We start from the raw sequence: 18,145 nt of genomic DNA on the forward strand, positions 1-18,145 counted from the left end.
ATGACTCTGTAAAAGCTACGGCTATAACTACGTTCGGGAGGAGCGGTAGCGGGGAGTGGCTCACCAGAGCGTCCGATCTGCGGTTAGCGCACCGAACTGCGCTTCTACCCTTTATGGGCTAACTTATCCGCTGGCCTCCAATTTATCACCAATGCCTACGGTGTTACATGAGCGTGGCTATCGCTTCCATTTTTACGCCTCAGATGGGGGCGAGCCGGCCCACGTTCACATCAGTCGCGGCAATGGCTACGCCAAGGTTTGGCTCGAACCTTCGGTGCAAGCGCAGTATTTTTAAAACTACAAGGCCCGCGAACAGCGGGAGATCCTGGCGATCATCGCGGAAAACGAGGCCCTGCTAAAAGACGGTTGGTGACTTCTTCCAAAAATAAGTACGACACCCTGGAGCAAATAATTTTCGAGCAGGGTTTGCGGATCCTCGGCGTTCACGCTTATCAGGAGCTTAACCTGCTGTTGTTCGTACTCAACAACGGAAAAGTCCTACGTCGTAAGATCGACACCTTGGCCCGGCTGAGAGATGCGAATCAGACGGTACTGGATAATTACCACCTAATCGCGGGCGGCGTGGGCGTACACTGGCCGGACGTGGATGAGGACTTGAGTCTGAAGGGACTGCTGAAAGCGGAGTTCTCCATGCAGGCCATGGCGGTGTAATCTGAAATCAGATGCAGGCCGACATATGGGGTTTCCAAACCACAAAAACCGCTGCCGTTGTTGGTAAGAGGTATCTCGCCCAGATGGTATGGGCTAAGAACCGGTAAGCGCTAATGTTTGGCTTGGCTTGATGCACCGCGCCCCGCCGGAACAAACCACCGTGACACCCAACGGGCCGTCGGGCCTGTGGCCCACCGTATTCACCTTGAGCCGGCCGGTGCCTCCACACGCCATGTGGAAGCGGGTTAAACACCCCTAAAGCACTACACCTAACCTCCAGGACCTCTGAGCGTCCCCCCCAACCACAGCACCACGTCGGAGCCAACCACCGAGGCACGGAGGAGGCACGCGCCCAACCCGGCCTTTGCTATTCGGAATTACCCTAATCGGCCAAACCCTGAATTTGACCTTGGAAATGAAAGCGTTGATGTGGTAGGGAATCTGCTGTCGCTGCTCTTCGGACATGGTGACGACGCCCTCCGAATGGGCCGTACAACTCATCAAAACACACAACCGTTATCTTTAGGGAACCCACTCATCGTCATTTCAACCCGACCATCATGGACGCTACCGCTACCAAAGACCTGCTGCACCTGCGTATCGAGCAGGCCGATGAGAAGCTACTGGCCGTACTGGCCGAGGTAACCGAGAGCCTGTTCCGGAACTACCAGCCAGAGGTGGTAGAAGGCGACGAACGGAATGCGGGTGAAATTCATGCGGTGCCAGCGCCCCCGTCGATGCGTAAGCGCATGAACTTGAAAGAGTCGTTGGCCGACCTGAAGGAAGCCCAGGGGCAGTTCGAGTCGGGAGAATTCCTGAACTCCGAAGCGTTGGACAAAGAGATGGATAAATGGTAGGGCAACCCTTCCGCGTCAGCTTCTCCCGCAAGTTTCGCGATCGCCTGAAAGAAATCTATGATTACACTCGGCGCAGCGCCTCCCCGGCGGTTGCTACCAAGGTCCTTAATGGTATACGGGAAGAGGCACAGAAGCTGGAAAAGCTACCGAGTAGCCGGCCGATCTATCCTGGTTCGGAACCACTGGAAAGCGAGGTCCGATACACAAGCGTATGGTCCTACAAGATCATCTTTGAGGTTATTCCATCACAGATGTTGGTCCGCATCCTCACGATCCGCCACGACGCCGAGGATCCAGAGACAGTATTGGGAGACCTTGAATAAGGCCCACCTCTGTACCACACTAAAGGAAACCACGGAGGTGCACGGAGCAGCCGGGCCGTCGGGCCTTCGGCCCGCCGTTATCAACAGGAACCGGCCAGCGCTTTCACACGCCGTGTGGAAGTGAGTGAAGACACCCCAAAGCACCACGGCCAACCTCTCAGACTTCGGAGCGTCCCCCCACCAAATCGCCCCTACCGGTCCAGCAACTCCACCACCGGCTCGATGGCGGCCTCCCAGATGTCGTAGCCCGCGGCCGTCATGTGGAGATTGTCGGCCAGGAAGATGTCCTTGCGTACGGTGCCGTCGGGCAGCAGGGCGGGCGTCCAGACGTCGACGAAGTAGGTGTGCTTCTGCTTTTCGGCGTAGGCTTCCAGCAGGTCGTTGGCTTTCTCGTACTCCCGGTGCAGTTCCCAGCGGGCCACGCTCGGCTTCGGGGAGATGAAGACCACGGGGGTGTCCTTGCTGAGGTTTTTGGCGATCATCTTTCGCAGTTTCTTGGCGGAGCGGAGCACGTCCCGCGCCGAATCGCCGGCTGCGATGTCGTTGTCGCCCTCGTAGACGAACACCGCCCGGGGCCGGTAGGGGTAGATCAGCCGGTCGGCGTAGTGGATGAGGTCGGCGAACTGGCTGCCGCCGAAACCGCGGTTAAGCACCCGGTGCCCCTCCAGGTCCTCCTGCAGGCTGTGCCACATGCGCACCGAAGAGCTGCCCACGAAGAGGATGACCCCCGGGGCTATGGGCTGCACGGCGTCGGCCGTGGCGAAGGCCTCGATCTCGGCGGCGAAACGGGTGGGGTCGGGGGCCGACTGGGCGTAGAGGGCGGTCGTGATCAGGAGCAGAAGTACGGTCAGGCGCATCGGGGGCATATTGGATCGACGGAAAGATACGGAACCCGCGGCCGCGCCCCCATGCGAACAACCCTTCCCCCCCGCGGGACGTTCCCTGCTCCTAAACCCCTCCGCTTTGCTCGCCAAACGCATCATCCCCTGCCTCGACATCAAGGACGGCCGCACCGTCAAAGGCGTCAATTTCGTTAACCTGCGCGACGCCGGCGACCCCGTGGAGCTCGGCGCCAAGTACAGCCAGGCCGGGGCCGACGAGCTGGTGTTCCTGGACATCACCGCCACCCACGAGCGCCGCAAGACCCTGGCCGACCTTGCCCGCGACATTGCCCGCCACCTCAATATCCCCTTCACCATCGGCGGCGGCATCAAGGCCCTGGCCGACGTGGACGTGCTGCTCGACGCCGGGGCCGACAAGGTGAGCATCAACTCCGCCGCCGTGCGCCGGCCGGAACTCATCGACGAGCTGGCCTACGCCTTCGGCAAGCAGTTCGTCGTGCTGGCGGTGGATGCCAAGCTGGTCGACGGAGACTGGTACGTCCACCTCAACGGCGGGCGCATAAAAACGGAGCACAAGCTCTTCGACTGGGTACACGAAGCCCAGGAACGGGGTGCCGGCGAGATCCTCTTCACCAGCATGGACCACGACGGCACCAAGGCCGGATTCGCCAATGCGGCCCTGGCCCAGATGAGCGACCGCCTGAGCATCCCCATCATCGCCAGCGGCGGGGCGGGGAACAAGGAACACTTCGCCGACGTGTTTAAGGCCGGCAAGGCCGACGCCGGACTGGCCGCCAGCATCTTCCACTTCGGGGAGGTGGAGATCGCCGACCTGAAGCAATACCTCACGGCCGAAGGGGTGCCCGTGCGGCCTGTGAGCTAGAGCTTGTTTGGGTTTTGCTTTTCTGACCGAAAGCGAGTCACTTTTTGGATGGCCGAGGCGCTGAAAGTGGATCGTAGCGGGGCTACGAAGCCATTTTCAGCAACGAAGGACAGGCGAAAAGGGACTGTTTGCAGGTCGAATGGTAAAGCCCAAACAAGCTCTTATAGTAAAGCGCCCGCGCCGGTCGCCAGCATCGACAGAAAAGCAAGGGCCGTGAAGCCCAGGTAGATGATCGCCAGGATGCCGTACAGTTTGAACAGCCGCGCCAGGGCCCCGAAGGCTTGCGTCACCGACTGGGGGCTACCGTTGTCCACCGCAGCCACCGCCTCCGACCCGAACTGGTAGAGGAGGTACGACAGGTAGAACAAAAACAGGAAGACCAGGGCGTAGATGACCAGCACGCCCGTCATGAAGCCACCGCCGCCCGTGGCCGCGCCCAGTCCGGAAACCGCCATGAAGGTGCCGCCGAACAAAACCATCACCACCAGGAAAAAGCCGATGCCCACCATACTGAGAATGCCCAGAAAGCGGCCCCACTTGCCGGCTTTCCGTAGGTTTGCGGCTCCTTCCGGCTGAAGCTCCGGCGTGCGCCCGTAATTACCGTCGAGGGGGGTACTGTTTTCAATCATCATTCAGCGGGTTAGTTTATCTCAATATAAAGCCAATGCAAGTAAGCCCTTCCAACCTCCGGGAACTTGACTTCGCCAAGGACGGCGGCCTGCTGCCCGCCATCGTGCAGGACAGCGCCACCCGGGTAGTCCTGATGCAGGGCTACATGAACGCCGAGGCCCTGGCCAAAACCCTGGAAACGGGGCAGGTCACCTTCTTCAGCCGCAGCAAGCAGCGCCTCTGGACGAAGGGGGAAAGCTCCGGCAACGTACTCACCCTGGTGCGCGTCGACGCCGATTGCGACCGCGATTCCCTCCTCATCCAGGCCCAACCCGCCGGCCCCACCTGCCACACCGGCGCCGATACCTGCTGGGACCAGCCCAACGAAGGGGAATTCCTCGACCACCTCGAACGCACCATCCAGGACCGCCGCGACCACCCCAGCGAAAGCAGCTACACCACCTCACTCCTCCAGCGCGGCATCAACAAGGTGGCCCAAAAGGTAGGGGAGGAAGCCGTGGAGCTCGTCATCGAAGCCAAAGACGACAACAAGGACCTTTTCCTGGGCGAAGCCGCCGACCTGATGTACCACTACCTCGTGCTGCTGGCCGCCAAGGGCTACACCCTCGAGGAGGTCCGCCAGGTGCTCCGCCAGCGACACCGCTAGCCGGCGGAGCGCGGGTGCCCGGGCAAGCACAACCACAGCCGGGCCCGGTGGCGTTTACCCTTTGCCTGCCTTAACCCCCGAGCGAAGCGAGGGAAAACTGTCAAGCCCATTCACTCCTTCACCAATTCACCCATTCACTCCTTTACCCATGACCCTACAAGACCGCATCACCCCCGACCTCAAAGACGCCATGCGCGCCAAGGACCAGGCCGCCCTGCGCGGCATCCGGGCCATCAAGAACGCCATCCTGCTGCAGCAGACCGACGGGAGCGGCGAGACCCTCGACGAGGCCGGCGAGATCGCCCTGCTCCAGAAGCTGGTCAAGAGCCGGCAGGAAAGCCTGGAAATCTACGAGAAGCAGGGCCGCGAAGACCTGGCCCAGCCCGAGCGGGAGGAGATCGAGGTGATCAGCCGCTACCTGCCCGAGCAGCTGTCAGACGAAAAACTGGAGGCCATCGTTAAGGAAGTGATCGCCGAGACCGGCGCTACGTCCATGCGCGACATGGGCAAGGTGATGGGTGCCGCGAACGCCCGCGTGGCGGGTCGTGCCGACGGCAAACAAATTGCCGCGACGGTCAAACGCCTGCTGGCCTGATCGTGTCTTTTTCCGGGTAACCGCCCCCCCCGGTTGCCCCCTAATCGTTCGGAGCCACGCTCCCCCCGGCGCGTGGCGTCTTTGCTATGTTGAAGAAACTGGATTGGTACATCATCGGCAAGTTCATGCGCACCTTCTTCTTTACGGTGCTCATCTTCTCGATGGTCAGTTTGATCATCGACTTCAGCGAAAAAATCGAACGGTTCATCGAGACGGACATCCCCACTTCCGTCATCGCCTTCGAGTATTTTCCCACCTTCCTGGTGTTCATTCTGGGCTTCCTCTGGCCTATGCTGACGCTGATCGCCGTCATCTTCTTCACCGGGCGGATGGCCGACAACTCGGAGATCATCAGCATCCTCAATGCGGGGGTCAGCTTCTGGCGGCTCATGCGGCCCTACCTGATCTCGGCCGGCTTCCTGGCCCTGGTCTACCTGGCGGGCGTCCACTACATCATACCCCTGGCCAACAGCCACCGGGCCGAAATCGATCGGGTGTACTTCAGCCGCAACCGCGACGAGGGCAAGACCAGCAACGTCCACTTCTTCGTGGCCCCGGATACGAAGGTCTACATGACGCACTTCAGCAAGCGCGACAGTGCGGCCCGCAACTTCCGCATCGAGCACATCGTGGACAATGAGCTGGTGAGCCTCACCAAGGCCCGCTCGGCCAAGTTCGTCGACGGCGACCCTGGTAAATGGCGCCTTGACAACTACGAGATCCGCACCTTTGACGGCCTCCACGAAACCCTGGAAGTGGGCAACCGCCTTACGCTGGACACCGTGCTGAACCTCCGCCCCGAGGACTTCGTCGACTACCGCGAGCAGCAGTCGGCCCTCACCACGCCCGAGTTGCTCGAGCACCTGCGCAAGCAGCGCGAGCGCGGCGCCGGCAACATCCGCAAGTACGAAGTGGAGCTGGCCCGCCGTACGGCCGAACCCTTTACCATCTTCATACTGACCCTGATCGGGCTGTCGGTGGCCGGCCGTAAGGTGAGGGGCGGGATGGGCCTTCAGCTGGCCGTTGGCATCTTCATGGGGGCCCTGTTCGTCTTCCTCAGTCGCTTCGCCTCCACGATCAGCTCGGGCACCGACCTGCCGGTCTTCCTGGGCATGTGGATGCCGAACATCATCTTCTTCGGGGCGGCCCTGTATTTCGTGGCCAACGCCCAGCGCTGATCGTGGGCGGGCGGGCGTTCATCTAATTACGGCTAGGTATTGTTGTCTTTCGGGGCATCTTTCCCTTCCAAGCGGAAAATCAATACAAATGGATCAGAAAAAATTAATGACCTGGGGCATCCTCGGTTTCTTCCTCTTCATCGTGCTCATCATGGTGAGCAGCGCCACCTTCGTGACGATCGAGTCCGGGGAGCGCGGCGTGCTCTTCCGTCGTTTCAGCGGACTGGACAAGCAGCAGACCTACTCCCCCGGCTTCCACGTCGTGGCACCCTGGAATACGATGTACGTTTACGAAGTACGGGAAGCCCAGCTGGAGGAAGCCATGGAGGTACTGTCCAGCAACGGCCTTAACATCAGGGTCGACGTCACGGCACGGATCCGGCCCAATTACGCCGATGTTCCTTCCCTGCACGAAACCTTCGGTCCCGAGTACATGGAGCGCCTGATCCGCCCGGAGGTCCGGTCGAGTGTCCGGCAGGTGATCGGCAAGTTCACCCCCGAGGAGCTCTACTCCACCAAGCGCGATGAGGTGCAGACGCTTATCACCGAGGAGCTGACGAATACCCTGGCCAACAACTACATCGACCTGCGCGCGATCCTGATCCGCGATATTGAACTGCCTGACAAGGTGCGGATGGCCATCGAGGAAAAGCTCGAGGCCGAACAGGGCTCCCTGAAGTACGAGTATATCCTGACGCGCGAAAAGCAGGAGGCCGAGCGGCGCCTGATTGAGGCTCAGGCGAAGGCCGATGCCAACCGCATCCTGGCCGCCAGCCTTTCCGACAACATCCTGCGCGACAAAGGCATCGAAGCCACCCTGGAGCTGGCCAAATCCCCTAACAGCAAGATAGTGGTGGTCGGCAGCCCCGGTAGTGACGGTCTGCCCCTCATCCTCGGTGGCGGCAGCAACTAACTGGAAGTTGCGGCTTCCAGCTCCTGTAGATGGTAGTTATAGATGAACTTGGGCGTTTCGGCGTATAGTTTGCGGTACAGTTCCAGGGCCATGCTGCGGGACTGCTCGTCCTGTTTGCCGCTCAGTTCGTAGGCGACCAGATTGGCTTCGGCCAGTTGTTCCGTGGTGAGGGTATCGCTGGTGATGAGGTCTTCCAGGATTTCCCGGGCCTCGGCCGCGTTGTCGGGGTCGTAAGCCACCAGGCAGCGGGCGTGCAGCAGTCGGGCCCCGAAGAGTACGTCCGGGTTGCCGAGGTCTTCGGCCAGTTCCAGGGCTTCCTGTTCCACTTCCCGGAGTTCGTCGATCTTTCCGTCGGCCAGTAATACCTGTCCCTTTTCGTACAGACTGGCACCCAGTACGAGCCGGTTCGTGGTGCTGCGGGCGATCTCGATGGCCTGGTCGTAGTACTTGAGGGCCAGGCTGTAGTCGGCCTGCAGGTAGTAGATGTCGCCCAGGGTATTCACGGCCTTGGCTACGCCCTTGCGGTAACCGAGGTCGCTGCTGATCGACAGGCAGCGGTCCAGGTGGCTGATGGCCTTGGTGAAGTTGCCCATCACGCTGTTGATGTCGCCGAGCAGGCCTTCCGTCACGGCGATACCCTGGCGGTCGCCCAGTTCGTAGCAGATTTTTAGGTCCTGTTCGAAGAGTTCCAGCGCGGCCTCGTAGTTGCCCTGTCGTTCGTTGATGCTGCCGAGGCTTCCGAGCCCAATGGCCTGCAGGCGCCGGTTGCCGAGTTCCCGGGCCAGGGCCAGCCCTTTGTGGTGGTGCTCCAGGGAGCGCTGGTAGTCGCCGCTGTCAAAGTAGACGATGCCGAGGTTGGTGTGCAGGGTAGCTAGCCCCATACTGTCGCGGCTTTCCTCGTGGAGGGGTATCTGTTCCTCGATCACCCGGATGGCCTCTTCGTATTGCCCCAGGTTCATGTAGGTGAGCCCGAGGTGGCTGATGGTGCTGGCCGAGGTGGTGGTGCCGGCCTGGCTCAATCCGCTTTCGAGCGACCGCTTGAAGTAGGTCAGGGCCCGGTCGTAGTGGTTGGTCCGGAAAAAGAGGTTGCCCATGTTGCTGTAGGCCTTGGCGATGCCGAAGATGTCGTCGACGGATTCGAATAGTCCGGCGGCCACCTTCAGGTAATCCATGGCCTGTTCGTAATCGCCCTTGAGCAGATGCAGGTGGCCCAGGCAGTTGTTGGCGCGCCCGAGCAGGATGACGTCGCGGCTCGATTTCGCCAATCGCTTCGCTTCCTCGTACGCCCGCTGGGCGTCTTTCCACCGGCCGACGATCTCGAAGACGCTGCCCTGGCTGATGAAGATGTTGACGGTCACCTCGCGGTCCGCCTGCTGGTTCATCTTTTTGATCAGGCGGTCGTAGAGTTCCAGCGCCTGCTGGTTCTGGTAGTTGGCCCGCGCGTAGCTGGCTGCCTTGTTGAGGTACTCGATGGTCTTTTCGGTGTCGCCGCTTTGTCCGTAGTGGAAAGCCAGGTCGACGTACCGTTCTTCAATCGAATCGGCGTAGATCTTTTCGATCGCGGCGGCGATCTGCCGGTGCAGCTGTTGCACGCGGGTGGTCAACTGCATACCGTATACGGCTTCCCGCAGCAGGCTGTGCTTGAAGATGTAGCGCAGTTCGTTCATAGCGCTCCAGATCTGCCCGCGCTCGGCCAGCCGTATCTGCTCCCGCAGGTCCTGCATCAGGTTCTCGGAAGACTCGAATCCTTCATCGGACCGCATCACTTCGCTCAGGACCGGAATGTCGAACTCGCGGCCAATCACCGCCGCCGCCTTTACGGTTTCCCGGACCATATCCGAGAGCCGGTCGATCCGCGCGGTGAGGATGGAAGTGATGCTGGTAGACAGTTTGATGCTCTCGTCGCTGAGGTGCAGCAGACCGTCCTCCTGTTCTTCCAGCAGTTCACTTTCGCGGAAGTATTCCAGGATCTGCTCCAGGTAGAAGGGGTTGCTGTTGGTGGCCTTCAGCAGGGTTTCCAGCGTGTCTTCCGATACGGGGCCTCCGAGGGTGACTTCGGCGAACTTGCGCACCGCCGACTCGGGGAGACCGGAAATTTCCACCTGCATGGTGGGTAAATCGGACTCAAGGTGGCGGGCATCGTCAACCAGTTGCGGGAAATGACCGTCGTCGTCGGGGCGCGCCGTGGCCACGATCAGCAACGGCAGGTCCTTGGCGCGCCGCAGCAGTTCGTGCACCACCACCAGGCTTTCCTGGTCGATCCAGTGTGTATCCTCCAGTTCCAGGACGGTGGGCTGGATCAGGGCTTCCGCCACGATCAGGCTCACGATGGCGTCGATGGTATTCTGGTAGCGGCCCTGGGCGTCGAGGCGGGTATAGAGTGAGTTCGGGATGGTGATGCCCAGCTGGGCGGCCAGCATCGATTCGGTCCGTTTCAATTCGGCGGAGAAACGCTCGGCGCGGGGATCTTCCTGCTGTTCCAGGTTGATGTACAGCCAGCTGATCCGGGCCTCGAACCGGCTCAGGTTCTGTTCGGCACTCAAATCCATGCTCTGGCGGAAGGTGCGCTGCAGGAGGAAGGTGAAGGGGTTGAAGGGCTTGCGCAGGATCTGGTCGCAGCTGCCCAACAGCCAGTTGAAGGGCCGTTTCTGGTTCAGGCGGTAGTGCAGTTCGTGGGTCAGGCGGCTCTTGCCGATTCCGGCCTCCCCGAACACGTAGGCGATGCCGCCCGGCTTGCCCTTCAGCAGGGGGGCGGCGAATTCCATGAGCTGGTTTACCTCCTTGTCGCGGCCGATGGGCTCACCGCCGTATTCGGGCTTGCCCAGCGATTGCCGGCGGCCCTCCAATGAATAGGTAGGTACCGGATCCTGGATGCCCTTGTAGCGGATGGCCCCCCGCGGCAGGAAGCGGAACTGGGGCGTGGTGGCGATCTCCTCGTCGACGAGCACGGCCTGCCATTCGGCGGCCGACATGATCCGGGCGGCGAGGTTTACGCGGTTGCCGACGCAGGCGTACTGGGCGCGCTCCTTACCCCCCACGATACCGGTAAAGGCCGTGCCCACGGTCATCCCCATGCGGAAGCGGAACTTCTGCTGGTCGTGGTTACACAGGATCTCCAACTCCCGCTGGATGGTAACGGCAAATTCCACGGCCCGCGCCACGTTGTTCTCGTAGGAAACCGGTGCCCCGAAGAAGATGACCATCAGGGCACCTTTGTCGCCGTAATCCACCTCCTTGAAGTAGCCGCCGAAGTCCTTTACCTGGTCCAGGACCACGGTGGCGAACTGGTCGAGTTCCTCGTGGGTGCGTATCGCGTCGAAGGAAAGAAAGCAAGAGACCACGGTGCGGAACTCCCCGGCCTGGTCGTAGCGCACCACTTCCGGGGGAAGGAAGGCCGTGGCGATCTCGGTCTCGATCTCGGGGAGTTGCAGCGGCGGTACCTCCACCTCGGAGGTCAGGGATACGTCACCCAGGACGCGGAAGGTTTCCGCGTCAATCTCTTCGGTGTACACCAGCCGCCCTTCGATGAGCGACTCCACGTAGCTGTTGATGAAAATTTCGTGCTCTCCCGCCTGGCTTTGGCACTGGGCTGCGGCGTCGATGGCCGGCCCCCGGAAGTAAAAGGCGCGCAGGTCCTTGCCGACGATGCCGTAGCTGACCGTGCCGGCGGCAATGCCCGCTTTGATGCCAATGGTGTAGTGGTTGCCGAAGGCGTTGCCACGGTCGCGGAAAAGCTGGCGCGCCTCCTCCGCCGTACGCAGGAGGTGCATGGCGTGGCGGCCGTCGAGAGGAAGCGGAAAAATGGCGGTGAATGCATCGCCGGCAAAGTAGGGGATGAAGCCGCCGGCGGCGTAGGCCAGCGATACGAGGGGTTCGAATACCTCGTTGAGCACCACCGAAAGCTCTTCGGCCCCGCTGAGCCCCTTCTTCATCAGCGATTCGGTGAGGGGGGTGAAGCCCGATAGGTCGATGTTCAGGGTAAAAGCTTCCAGTTCACCGTGAAACTCACCGGCGACTAGCTTTTGCTGAATAAAGGGTGGAATAAGGGGCTGCACGAATGTTTTTGTACGGGGCTACGGCTCTAAAGGTAACCCGCCGGGAAAATAAAACGGCTGCCTGCAGAGCGGGCAACCGTGCTGTAATCTTTCGTAACCTTATCCGGTACCCGAACCGACCGTACGGGCCGGGGGGTAAGAAGGGCAAGTCTAAAAGTGACGGGAACCGTCCAACAGAGCAGAAGTAAGGCTTAGTCCACCGCCCAGTGCACAGGCGGCCATGAGAACGTAGAGAATCGTCATTAACGCAACATTTGTGGGTTGAAAAGTCAGAATTAGCGGGTGAGAGCGTGCCCGTTGGGAGAAACACGGTGGCTCCCCCGGAACATTCCGCGCAATAAACACAATTGCGCCTCGAATTCCAAACCGACGATAGGGGGATTTTATTTTACCGTAACGGAATAACTGTAATGGGCTCTTCGCCGGATTTTGGTTTGGCGGCGTGTCCGGTTTCCCATTGATAAATTCTGAGGTGGTCAAATTTGTCCGACAGTTCTACGGCGTGCAGATTTCCGATTTCATGCGCCGTGACGATCTCCGGCGGACCGGTGACGGAACGCGCCGAGGCGGGGTAAATGTAGTAGGCCCAGCCGGGGGCGGGGGCGGCCATATTGGTGAGGTCTACCAGCATCACCCCGGCCCACGGCAGGAGGTGTACCTGTACGCTGCCGGTATCCAGACTGCGGTTTACGGTCTTGAGACTGTCCCAGTTGCTGACGTAGGCTTCGAGGGCCGCGCGGTTGTTCTCCAGGTCCATGCGGTAGCTGGCCTCGTCCTGCGCGTGCAGGGACCGCTCAGTGACCAGGTCGGAGCGAATTTCCTCCTTGAGCCGGAACAGGAAGCCGCTGACGCCGATCAGCAGGAGGCATACGCCAATGAGGACGTAGCGCCAGATGTTGAGCGTATGGTTATGCTCCATCATGGCGGTGATCATCTCGTGGTCGAGATCCTGAAACTCCTGGGCGGTGCGCGGGGTGCGCCCACTGGGCGGGGGGGTAATATCGCGGGCATCCGCGTAGGCGTTCAGGTCGTCCCGCAGGCGGTCGACTTCCTGAGCCAGGAAGGGATCCTCGGCGATCATCTGCTCGACCTCGGCGTTGCGCTCCGGCTCCAAGAGTCCGAGCACGTACTGGTCCAGCAACCCGCTTCGCTTTAGTTCTTCCCTGTTCATATACTGCCCCGTGCTACATACGGTATTTGAAAAACGCCGGGTAGTCCGCGATGTGCGGATACCCCCTACCTAATTTGCCTGGCAGGTTGCTTGTTTAGCCGTAGGCCCCTAATCGCTGTCGGGGTGGGTGCAATGTATCAGTTAGCGGGGCTGCCGTCGTAAGCCCACTTGATGTATAGGGCTCCCCAGGTGAAGCCGCCGCCGAAGGCGGTGAGGATGAGGTTGTCGCCGCGCTTGAGCTGCGGCTCGTAGTCCCAGAGGCAGAGGGGCAGCGTGCCGGCCGTGGTGTTGCCGTACTTGTGGATGTTGACCATGACCTTCTCAAGGGGAAAATCGACCATCTTGCTCACCGTCTGGATGATGCGGATATTGGCCTGGTGGGGCACCAGCCAGTCGACGGTTTCGGTCGTCAGGCCGTTGCGCTCCATGACCTCGGCTACTACCTCCGACATGCCCTTGACGGCAGCCTTGAAGACGGGCCGGCCGTTCTGCCGCACGAAGTGCTCCCGCGACATGACGGTGTCCACCGTCGCCGGGCGGCGCGAGCCGCCGGCCACGAGGTAGAGGTATTCCTCCCCGCTGCCGTCGCCGTAATGACGGTAATCGATAAAGCCCGTGCCATCCGAAGCCGGTTCCAGCATCACCGCGCCGCAGCCGTCGCCGAAGATCACGCAGGTGGTGCGATCGGTGTAGTCGATGATGCTTGACATCTTGTCGGCCCCCACCACGATGACCTTCTTGTGCTGCCCGGCCTCGATGAACTTGGCCCCCACGGTCAGGGCGTAGAGGAATCCGCTGCAGGCGGCGTTGACGTCGAACCCGAAGGCGTGGAGGATGCCTGCTTTGTAGGCCGCCACGTTAGCGGTGTCGGGGAAGATACTGTCGCCCGTGACCGTGGCGCAGATCACCACTTCCACCTCGTCGGGATGGGTGTTGGTTTTCTTGAGCAGCCCCTTCAGGGCCTCGGTGACCATGACTGAAGTCCCCATCTCTTCGCCCTTGAGGATCCGCCGCTCCTTGATGCCGGTACGGGAGGTTATCCACTCGTCGCTGGTGTCGACGATGGAGGCCAGTTCATCGTTGGTAAGTACGTAGTCGGGAACGTATCCCTGTACTCCCGTAATGGCGGCGCGAAGTTGACTCATGGTTTGGGGGCTAAACTGATTAGGGGCCACAAGGTAAGCAGGGCATTGCCGCCCTACAACCCACAAAGCGGGCGGATTGCCGGTGGCTAAGGTGTCGGCGCCGGCGCCGGGGGGGCTCAGGCCAGGTCGTCGCCGACGAACTCATCCTCGGTCGGCGCACCGAATTCGCTCAGGGCCACGAGCCCAATGAAGGTGAGCAAACCGTTGAACGCCAGGATCAGGAAGCCGAACTGGAAGCCGCCCAGCAGCTCGGCCGAGAAGTAGTCGACCAGCATGGAGATGATGGGCGAAAGCAAACAGACAATGAGCAGGGCGGGGATCCGTACCGACCGCACCAGGATGGTCTCCCGCACCCGGTAGTCGGTGAGCAGGCCGAAGGAGAACAGACCCAACAGCGGGCCGTAGGTGTAGCCTGCGGCCTTGAACAGGCTGTTGATGACGGCCGTATCGTTGATGATCTGGAAAGCCATGATGACCAGGAAAAGCAGCACCGAGAAGCCGGAATGGACCATGAGTCGTTGGCGCTTGTCCTGCTGGTCGTCGCGGGCTTCGCCCCCGTAGGTACCCGGCTCCTGCGCGCCGTCGCCCGCAAGCTTGTCTTCTTCCATGCCGAGGAAGTCCACGCAGAAGGAGGTGGTCAGGGCAGTCAGGGCACTGTCGGCGCTGGAATAGGCGGCGGCCACGATGCCCAGGACGAACAGGATGCCCACCACGGGCGGTAGGTTAACCAGGGCGATGGTGGGGTACAGCAGGTCGGAAGTCGGCGGGACGGACAGGCCCACGGTAGCCGCGTAGATGTAAAGGAGGGCCCCCAGACTCAGGAAGAGCAGGTTAGCGAACACCAGTACCAGACTGAAAGCCAGCATGTTCTTCTGCGCGTCGCGGAAGTTGGGCATGCTGAGGTTCTTCTGCATCATGTCCTGGTCGAGGCCGGTCATGACGATGGTGATGAGGGCGCCGCTGAGAAACTGCTTGAAGAAGTTGTTGGGGTCGCTCCAGCCGCCATCGAAGAAGAACCACTGGTTGTAATCACTCTGCTCGATGAGGCGTACCATACCCCCGAAGTCGGTCTCCAGGGCATCGCTGATGTAGAAGACCGTAATGCCGGCCGCCAGGAGCATACAGACCGTCTGTAGCGTATCGGTAACGATGATGGTCTTGATGCCTCCGCGAAAGGTGTAGAGCCAGATGAGGAGGATGGCCACGGCCACCGTGACGGCGAAGGGAATGCCGATAGGCGCGGCCACGAACTGCTGAAACACTACCGCCACGAGAAAGAGCCGGAAGGCCGATCCGATCGTGCGCGAAAGCAAAAAGTAGAAGGCGCCAATCTTGTAGCCGTACCAACCAATGCGGTTGCGCAGGTACTCGTAGATGCTGGTGAGGCCCATGCGGTAGTACAGCGGCAGCAGGACCAGGGCGATAACGAGATAGCCCAATAGGTAACCCAGCACCACCTGCATATAGCTGAAAGCCTGGTTGACGCCGCCGGCACCCACCGCCCCCGGGATACTGATGAAGGTGACCCCGGAAAGGCTGGAGCCCACCATGCCGATGGCTACGAGGGGCCAGGGAGATTTACGACCCGCGAGGAAAAAGTCGGAGTTGTTGCTGTCCTTACGGCTGGTGAGAAAGGATACCAGCACGAGCACCGCGAAGTAAACGGCAACGATGCCGATGATGGCGTAGGGGCTGAGGGATGCGTTCATGGGGGAACGCGCAATTTATGCAATCCCCCCGGAACCGTATTAATTCAATTTCTGCAGTTCGTCCTTCAGGGTCTGGGGGCTCTGTACGCCGGCGGCCCGGAACTTGAGTTCGCCCCGGTGGAAGATCATGGTCGTGGGCATGGCCTGTACACCGAGCTTCTGGGTGATGTCGGGGTTGCGGTCCACGTCGATCTTGACCAGCCGCATCTTGTCGCCCATATCTTCCTTCAGTTGCTTCAGGATGGGGGAATAGGCGTGGCAGGGCCCGCACCAGGTGGCGTGGAAATCAATCAGCACGGGCACGTCGCCGTTGATGAGGTCTTGGAAGGAGGTCTGGGCCATGGCTTTATTAATGCTAAACCCGCCCGCGGGGAGGGCGGTTCACCCGCCGGCCAGGGCCAGGAACTCCGCTTCCGTGAGAATCCGCACCGTACCCAGGGCTTCGGCTTTCTTGAGTTTGGAGCCGGGTTTCTCCCCGACCACCAGCACGTCGAGTTTGCCGCTGACGGCCGAGACGATCCGGGCCCCGGCGGCCTTGGCTTTCTCCTGGGCCTCCTTGCGGCTCATTTCCTGCAGGCTGCCGGTGAAGAGCATCGACTTGCCCACGAAGGGCCCCTCGGTCACCTGGGCCGCCGGCCGGTCGGCCTCCGTGGGGCGCACGTTGACGCCGAGGGCTTCCAGTTCCCGCAGTTGTTCCAGGTGGATGGGGTTAGCGAAGTAGGCGGCGACGTTTTTGGCTACCGTAGGACCTATGTCCTTGATGTGCAGGTACTGCTCTTCCGACCAGTCGGCCAGGTCAAGCACGTGCTCGACGTGCTGGGCGAGCAACTGGCTGGCTTTCTTGCCCAGGTGGTGGATGCTCAGGCCGTGCAGAAGCCGCCACAGGGGGTTTTGCTTGGCATTCTCAACGCTTTGCCGCAGATTCTCGGCCGAGCGTTCCCCGAAGCCTTCCAGGCGGGCTATCTCGTCGTAGGGCAGGCGGTACACGTCCACGATGGTACGCAGCCAGCCCAGTTCGTAAAATTGCTCCACGTAGCGGCGGCCCATGCCGTCGATGTCCATGGCTACCTTGGAAACGTGGAAGATGATCCGCTGCAGGTTCTGGGCACCGCACACGCAGACGGGGCAACGCCAGGCGGCTTCGCCCGCTTCCCGCACCAGGGGTACCTCTTCCTCCGTGTTGTTGATGGGGCAGGTGACGGGCCACACGATGGGCGTTTCGCTGCCGTCGCGCAGTTCCTCCAGGGGCTTGACGATGTAGGGGATGACATCGCCGGCCCGTTCGAGCAGTACCCGGTCGCCGAGGCGGAGGTCCTTGTCGCGGATGAAGTCTTCGTTGTGCAGGCTCACGCTGCTGATCATCACGCCGGCGAGGGCTATGGGCTTGGTCTTGGCCACCGGGGTGATGGTACCGATCTTGCCCACCTGGTATTCTACGTTCAGCAGGGTGGTGGTAGCCTGCCGGGCGGCAAATTTGTAGGCGATGGCCCACCGGGGGTGGTGACTGGTATAGCCGGCCCGTTCCTGCAGGGCCAGGTCGTCCACCTTGACCACCATCCCGTCGATCTCGTAGGGGTATTCGGCCCGGCGGGCCTCCCACTCGCGGCAGAAGGCCGCCGCGCCGTTGATGTCTTCGGTACGGGTACGCTCGTCGCCGGCCACGGGTACCTTGAAGCCGAGTTCCGTAAGGATGTCCAAGGCGTGCGTGTGGGTACCCAGGGCCTGTACGGCGTCGTTGCCGGCCTCGTCGGTCCCGAAGCCGAAACTGTAGATGAAGGCTTCCAGTTGCCGCTCGGCGGCTTCCCCGGGCGACTTCATGCGCAGGCCCCCCGTGGCGGTGTTGCGCGGATTGGCGAAGAGGGTCAGGCCGGCCTCGGCACGGCGCGCGTTCAGCTTTTCGAAACGGTCCTTGCGAATGATGACCTCCCCCCGCAGCTCCACGCGGTGGAGGCCGAACCGACTGAATGCGGCCGTGAGTGGCACCGATCGGATCACGCGCGCGTTGTGGGTAATCTCCTCTCCGTACACCCCGTTGCCGCGGGTGGCGGCGCGTACCAGGCGGTCGTTTTCGTAGACCAGGGCGATGGTGCCGCCGTCGTATTTGGGTTCAATGGCGTACGACAGGGGGGTGTCCTCTTCCAGATTGAGCATCCGCTTCACCTGGCGGTCGAATTCCAGCAGGTCGTCGGCGTTGTAGCTGTTGCCCAGGCTCAGCATGGGCACGAGGTGGCGCACGCTGGCGAAGTTGCCCGTCAGGTCGCTGCCTACCCGCTGGGTGGGGCTGTTGGGGGTCACGAGCTCCGGGTGCTCCGCTTCCAGGGCCTCCAGGCGCTTGTACAGTTGGTCGTATTCGTAGTCGCTCAGTACCGGATCGTCCTCCACGTAGTAGCGCCACTCGTGGTACCGCAGCAGGGCACGGAGTTCGGGCAGTTGTTCGGCGGCGGGCAGGAGCAGCTGGCCCTCGAGGTATTCCTTCGAGCGGGCGTATAGCTGCCGCTGTTGATCTTTTCCGTACATATAAGGTGG

At 61.3% G+C, this 18,145-nt stretch carries 17 protein-coding genes; 9 read left to right on the forward strand and 8 right to left on the reverse strand.

Annotated elements, in window-relative coordinates; genetic code table 11:
• The first annotated feature begins 151 nt into the window (after positions 1 to 151).
• The 4 genes from E4021_RS18610 to E4021_RS18615 all read left to right on the forward strand — a co-directional run bounded on the left by E4021_RS18610 (position 152) and on the right by E4021_RS18615 (position 1,852).
• A complete protein-coding gene (locus E4021_RS18610) occupies positions 152 to 295 on the forward strand; it encodes a DUF4160 domain-containing protein (RefSeq protein ID WP_136459984.1) in 144 nt (47 codons plus the stop codon).
• 74 nt (positions 296 to 369) lie between these two features.
• Positions 370 to 672, forward strand: coding sequence for a DUF2442 domain-containing protein (locus tag E4021_RS13940; protein ID WP_168797609.1), 303 nt, complete (start codon positions 370 to 372; stop codon positions 670 to 672).
• A gap of 560 nt (positions 673 to 1,232) precedes the next feature.
• Complete coding sequence (locus E4021_RS13945) at positions 1,233 to 1,529, forward strand: hypothetical protein (protein WP_136459986.1); 297 nt, start codon at positions 1,233 to 1,235, stop codon at positions 1,527 to 1,529.
• Positions 1,523 to 1,852: a type II toxin-antitoxin system RelE/ParE family toxin gene (locus E4021_RS18615; RefSeq protein ID WP_136459987.1), complete on the forward strand. Its 330-nt coding sequence runs from the start codon at positions 1,523 to 1,525 to the stop codon at positions 1,850 to 1,852. The genes E4021_RS13945 and E4021_RS18615 overlap by 7 nt, the downstream gene beginning before the upstream one ends.
• Before the next feature lie 191 nt (positions 1,853 to 2,043).
• Here the strand turns inward: E4021_RS18615 and E4021_RS13955 are convergent, their stop codons facing one another.
• Positions 2,044 to 2,709 carry a GDSL-type esterase/lipase family protein gene (locus E4021_RS13955; RefSeq protein WP_168797610.1) on the reverse strand — a complete coding sequence of 222 codons (666 nt, stop codon included), beginning with the start codon at positions 2,707 to 2,709 and terminating at the stop codon, positions 2,044 to 2,046.
• A gap of 106 nt (positions 2,710 to 2,815) precedes the next feature.
• Between E4021_RS13955 and hisF the strand changes: the two genes are divergently transcribed.
• Positions 2,816 to 3,577 (forward strand): imidazole glycerol phosphate synthase subunit HisF, encoded by a 762-nt coding sequence (gene hisF / locus E4021_RS13960; protein ID WP_136459989.1) that lies wholly within the window; start codon positions 2,816 to 2,818, stop codon positions 3,575 to 3,577.
• 161 nt (positions 3,578 to 3,738) lie between these two features.
• Here the strand turns inward: hisF and E4021_RS13965 are convergent, their stop codons facing one another.
• A complete protein-coding gene (locus E4021_RS13965) occupies positions 3,739 to 4,209 on the reverse strand; it encodes a hypothetical protein (protein ID WP_136459990.1) in 471 nt (156 codons plus the stop codon).
• A 32-nt stretch (positions 4,210 to 4,241) separates the two neighbouring features.
• On the opposite strand from E4021_RS13965, the gene hisIE reads away from it, so the two are divergent.
• From hisIE to E4021_RS13985, 4 genes are all read left to right on the forward strand, one after another.
• Positions 4,242 to 4,853, forward strand: a complete 612-nt coding sequence (gene hisIE, locus E4021_RS13970; protein ID WP_136459991.1) for a bifunctional phosphoribosyl-AMP cyclohydrolase/phosphoribosyl-ATP diphosphatase HisIE — start codon at positions 4,242 to 4,244, stop codon at positions 4,851 to 4,853.
• A 148-nt stretch (positions 4,854 to 5,001) separates the two neighbouring features.
• Entirely contained in the window at positions 5,002 to 5,448 is a 447-nt protein-coding gene (locus E4021_RS13975) for a GatB/YqeY domain-containing protein (RefSeq protein ID WP_136459992.1), read from the forward strand.
• 86 nt (positions 5,449 to 5,534) lie between these two features.
• A complete protein-coding gene (locus tag E4021_RS13980) occupies positions 5,535 to 6,626 on the forward strand; it encodes an LptF/LptG family permease (protein ID WP_136459993.1) in 1,092 nt (363 codons plus the stop codon).
• Between the two features lie 88 nt (positions 6,627 to 6,714).
• Positions 6,715 to 7,539: a prohibitin family protein gene (locus tag E4021_RS13985; protein WP_136459994.1), complete on the forward strand. Its 825-nt coding sequence runs from the start codon at positions 6,715 to 6,717 to the stop codon at positions 7,537 to 7,539.
• Here E4021_RS13985 and E4021_RS13990 read toward each other — a convergent pair.
• The 6 genes from E4021_RS13990 to ligA all read right to left on the reverse strand — a co-directional run bounded on the left by E4021_RS13990 (position 7,536) and on the right by ligA (position 18,136).
• Positions 7,536 to 11,594, reverse strand: coding sequence for a tetratricopeptide repeat protein (locus E4021_RS13990; RefSeq protein ID WP_136459995.1), 4,059 nt, complete (start codon positions 11,592 to 11,594; stop codon positions 7,536 to 7,538). The genes E4021_RS13985 and E4021_RS13990 overlap by 4 nt on opposite strands.
• A 388-nt stretch (positions 11,595 to 11,982) precedes the next feature.
• The gene (locus E4021_RS13995) at positions 11,983 to 12,765 is read right to left on the reverse strand and encodes a hypothetical protein (RefSeq protein WP_136459996.1); all 783 of its coding nucleotides are present in this window, start codon (positions 12,763 to 12,765) and stop codon (positions 11,983 to 11,985) included.
• Between the two features lie 137 nt (positions 12,766 to 12,902).
• On the reverse strand, positions 12,903 to 13,910 hold the full coding sequence (locus E4021_RS14000) for a beta-ketoacyl-ACP synthase III (protein WP_136459997.1): 1,008 nt from the start codon (positions 13,908 to 13,910) through the stop codon (positions 12,903 to 12,905).
• Positions 13,911 to 14,026: 116 nt separating this feature from the next.
• Positions 14,027 to 15,619 carry a sodium:solute symporter gene (locus E4021_RS14005; RefSeq protein WP_136459998.1) on the reverse strand — a complete coding sequence of 531 codons (1,593 nt, stop codon included), beginning with the start codon at positions 15,617 to 15,619 and terminating at the stop codon, positions 14,027 to 14,029.
• Between the two features lie 39 nt (positions 15,620 to 15,658).
• A complete protein-coding gene (trxA, locus tag E4021_RS14010) occupies positions 15,659 to 15,961 on the reverse strand; it encodes a thioredoxin (protein WP_136459999.1) in 303 nt (100 codons plus the stop codon).
• Between the two features lie 39 nt (positions 15,962 to 16,000).
• Positions 16,001 to 18,136: an NAD-dependent DNA ligase LigA gene (gene ligA, locus E4021_RS14015; RefSeq protein WP_136460000.1), complete on the reverse strand. Its 2,136-nt coding sequence runs from the start codon at positions 18,134 to 18,136 to the stop codon at positions 16,001 to 16,003.
• Positions 18,137 to 18,145: the final 9 nt, after the last annotated feature.

The sequence above is a fragment of the Neolewinella litorea genome (genome assembly GCF_004803465.1).
Classification (GTDB): Bacteria; Bacteroidota; Bacteroidia; order Chitinophagales; family Saprospiraceae; genus Neolewinella; species Neolewinella litorea.

Excerpts from the sequence above, each read along its gene's own strand:
- E4021_RS18610 (WP_136459984.1), top strand. The coding sequence starts at position 152 with ATGCCTACGGTGTTACATGAGCGTGGCTATCGCTTCCATTTTTACGCC.
- E4021_RS13945 (WP_136459986.1), top strand. The coding sequence starts at position 1,233 with ATGGACGCTACCGCTACCAAAGACCTGCTGCACCTGCGTATCGAGCAG.
- E4021_RS18615 (WP_136459987.1), top strand. The coding sequence starts at position 1,523 with ATGGTAGGGCAACCCTTCCGCGTCAGCTTCTCCCGCAAGTTTCGCGAT.
- E4021_RS13955 (WP_168797610.1), bottom strand. The coding sequence starts at position 2,709 with ATGCGCCTGACCGTACTTCTGCTCCTGATCACGACCGCCCTCTACGCC.
- E4021_RS13965 (WP_136459990.1), bottom strand. The coding sequence starts at position 4,209 with ATGATGATTGAAAACAGTACCCCCCTCGACGGTAATTACGGGCGCACG.
- hisIE (WP_136459991.1), top strand. The coding sequence starts at position 4,242 with ATGCAAGTAAGCCCTTCCAACCTCCGGGAACTTGACTTCGCCAAGGAC.
- E4021_RS13975 (WP_136459992.1), top strand. The coding sequence starts at position 5,002 with ATGACCCTACAAGACCGCATCACCCCCGACCTCAAAGACGCCATGCGC.
- E4021_RS13980 (WP_136459993.1), top strand. The coding sequence starts at position 5,535 with ATGTTGAAGAAACTGGATTGGTACATCATCGGCAAGTTCATGCGCACC.
- E4021_RS13985 (WP_136459994.1), top strand. The coding sequence starts at position 6,715 with ATGGATCAGAAAAAATTAATGACCTGGGGCATCCTCGGTTTCTTCCTC.
- E4021_RS13995 (WP_136459996.1), bottom strand. The coding sequence starts at position 12,765 with ATGAACAGGGAAGAACTAAAGCGAAGCGGGTTGCTGGACCAGTACGTG.
- E4021_RS14000 (WP_136459997.1), bottom strand. The coding sequence starts at position 13,910 with ATGAGTCAACTTCGCGCCGCCATTACGGGAGTACAGGGATACGTTCCC.
- E4021_RS14005 (WP_136459998.1), bottom strand. The coding sequence starts at position 15,619 with ATGAACGCATCCCTCAGCCCCTACGCCATCATCGGCATCGTTGCCGTT.
- trxA (WP_136459999.1), bottom strand. The coding sequence starts at position 15,961 with ATGGCCCAGACCTCCTTCCAAGACCTCATCAACGGCGACGTGCCCGTG.
- ligA (WP_136460000.1), bottom strand. The coding sequence starts at position 18,136 with ATGTACGGAAAAGATCAACAGCGGCAGCTATACGCCCGCTCGAAGGAA.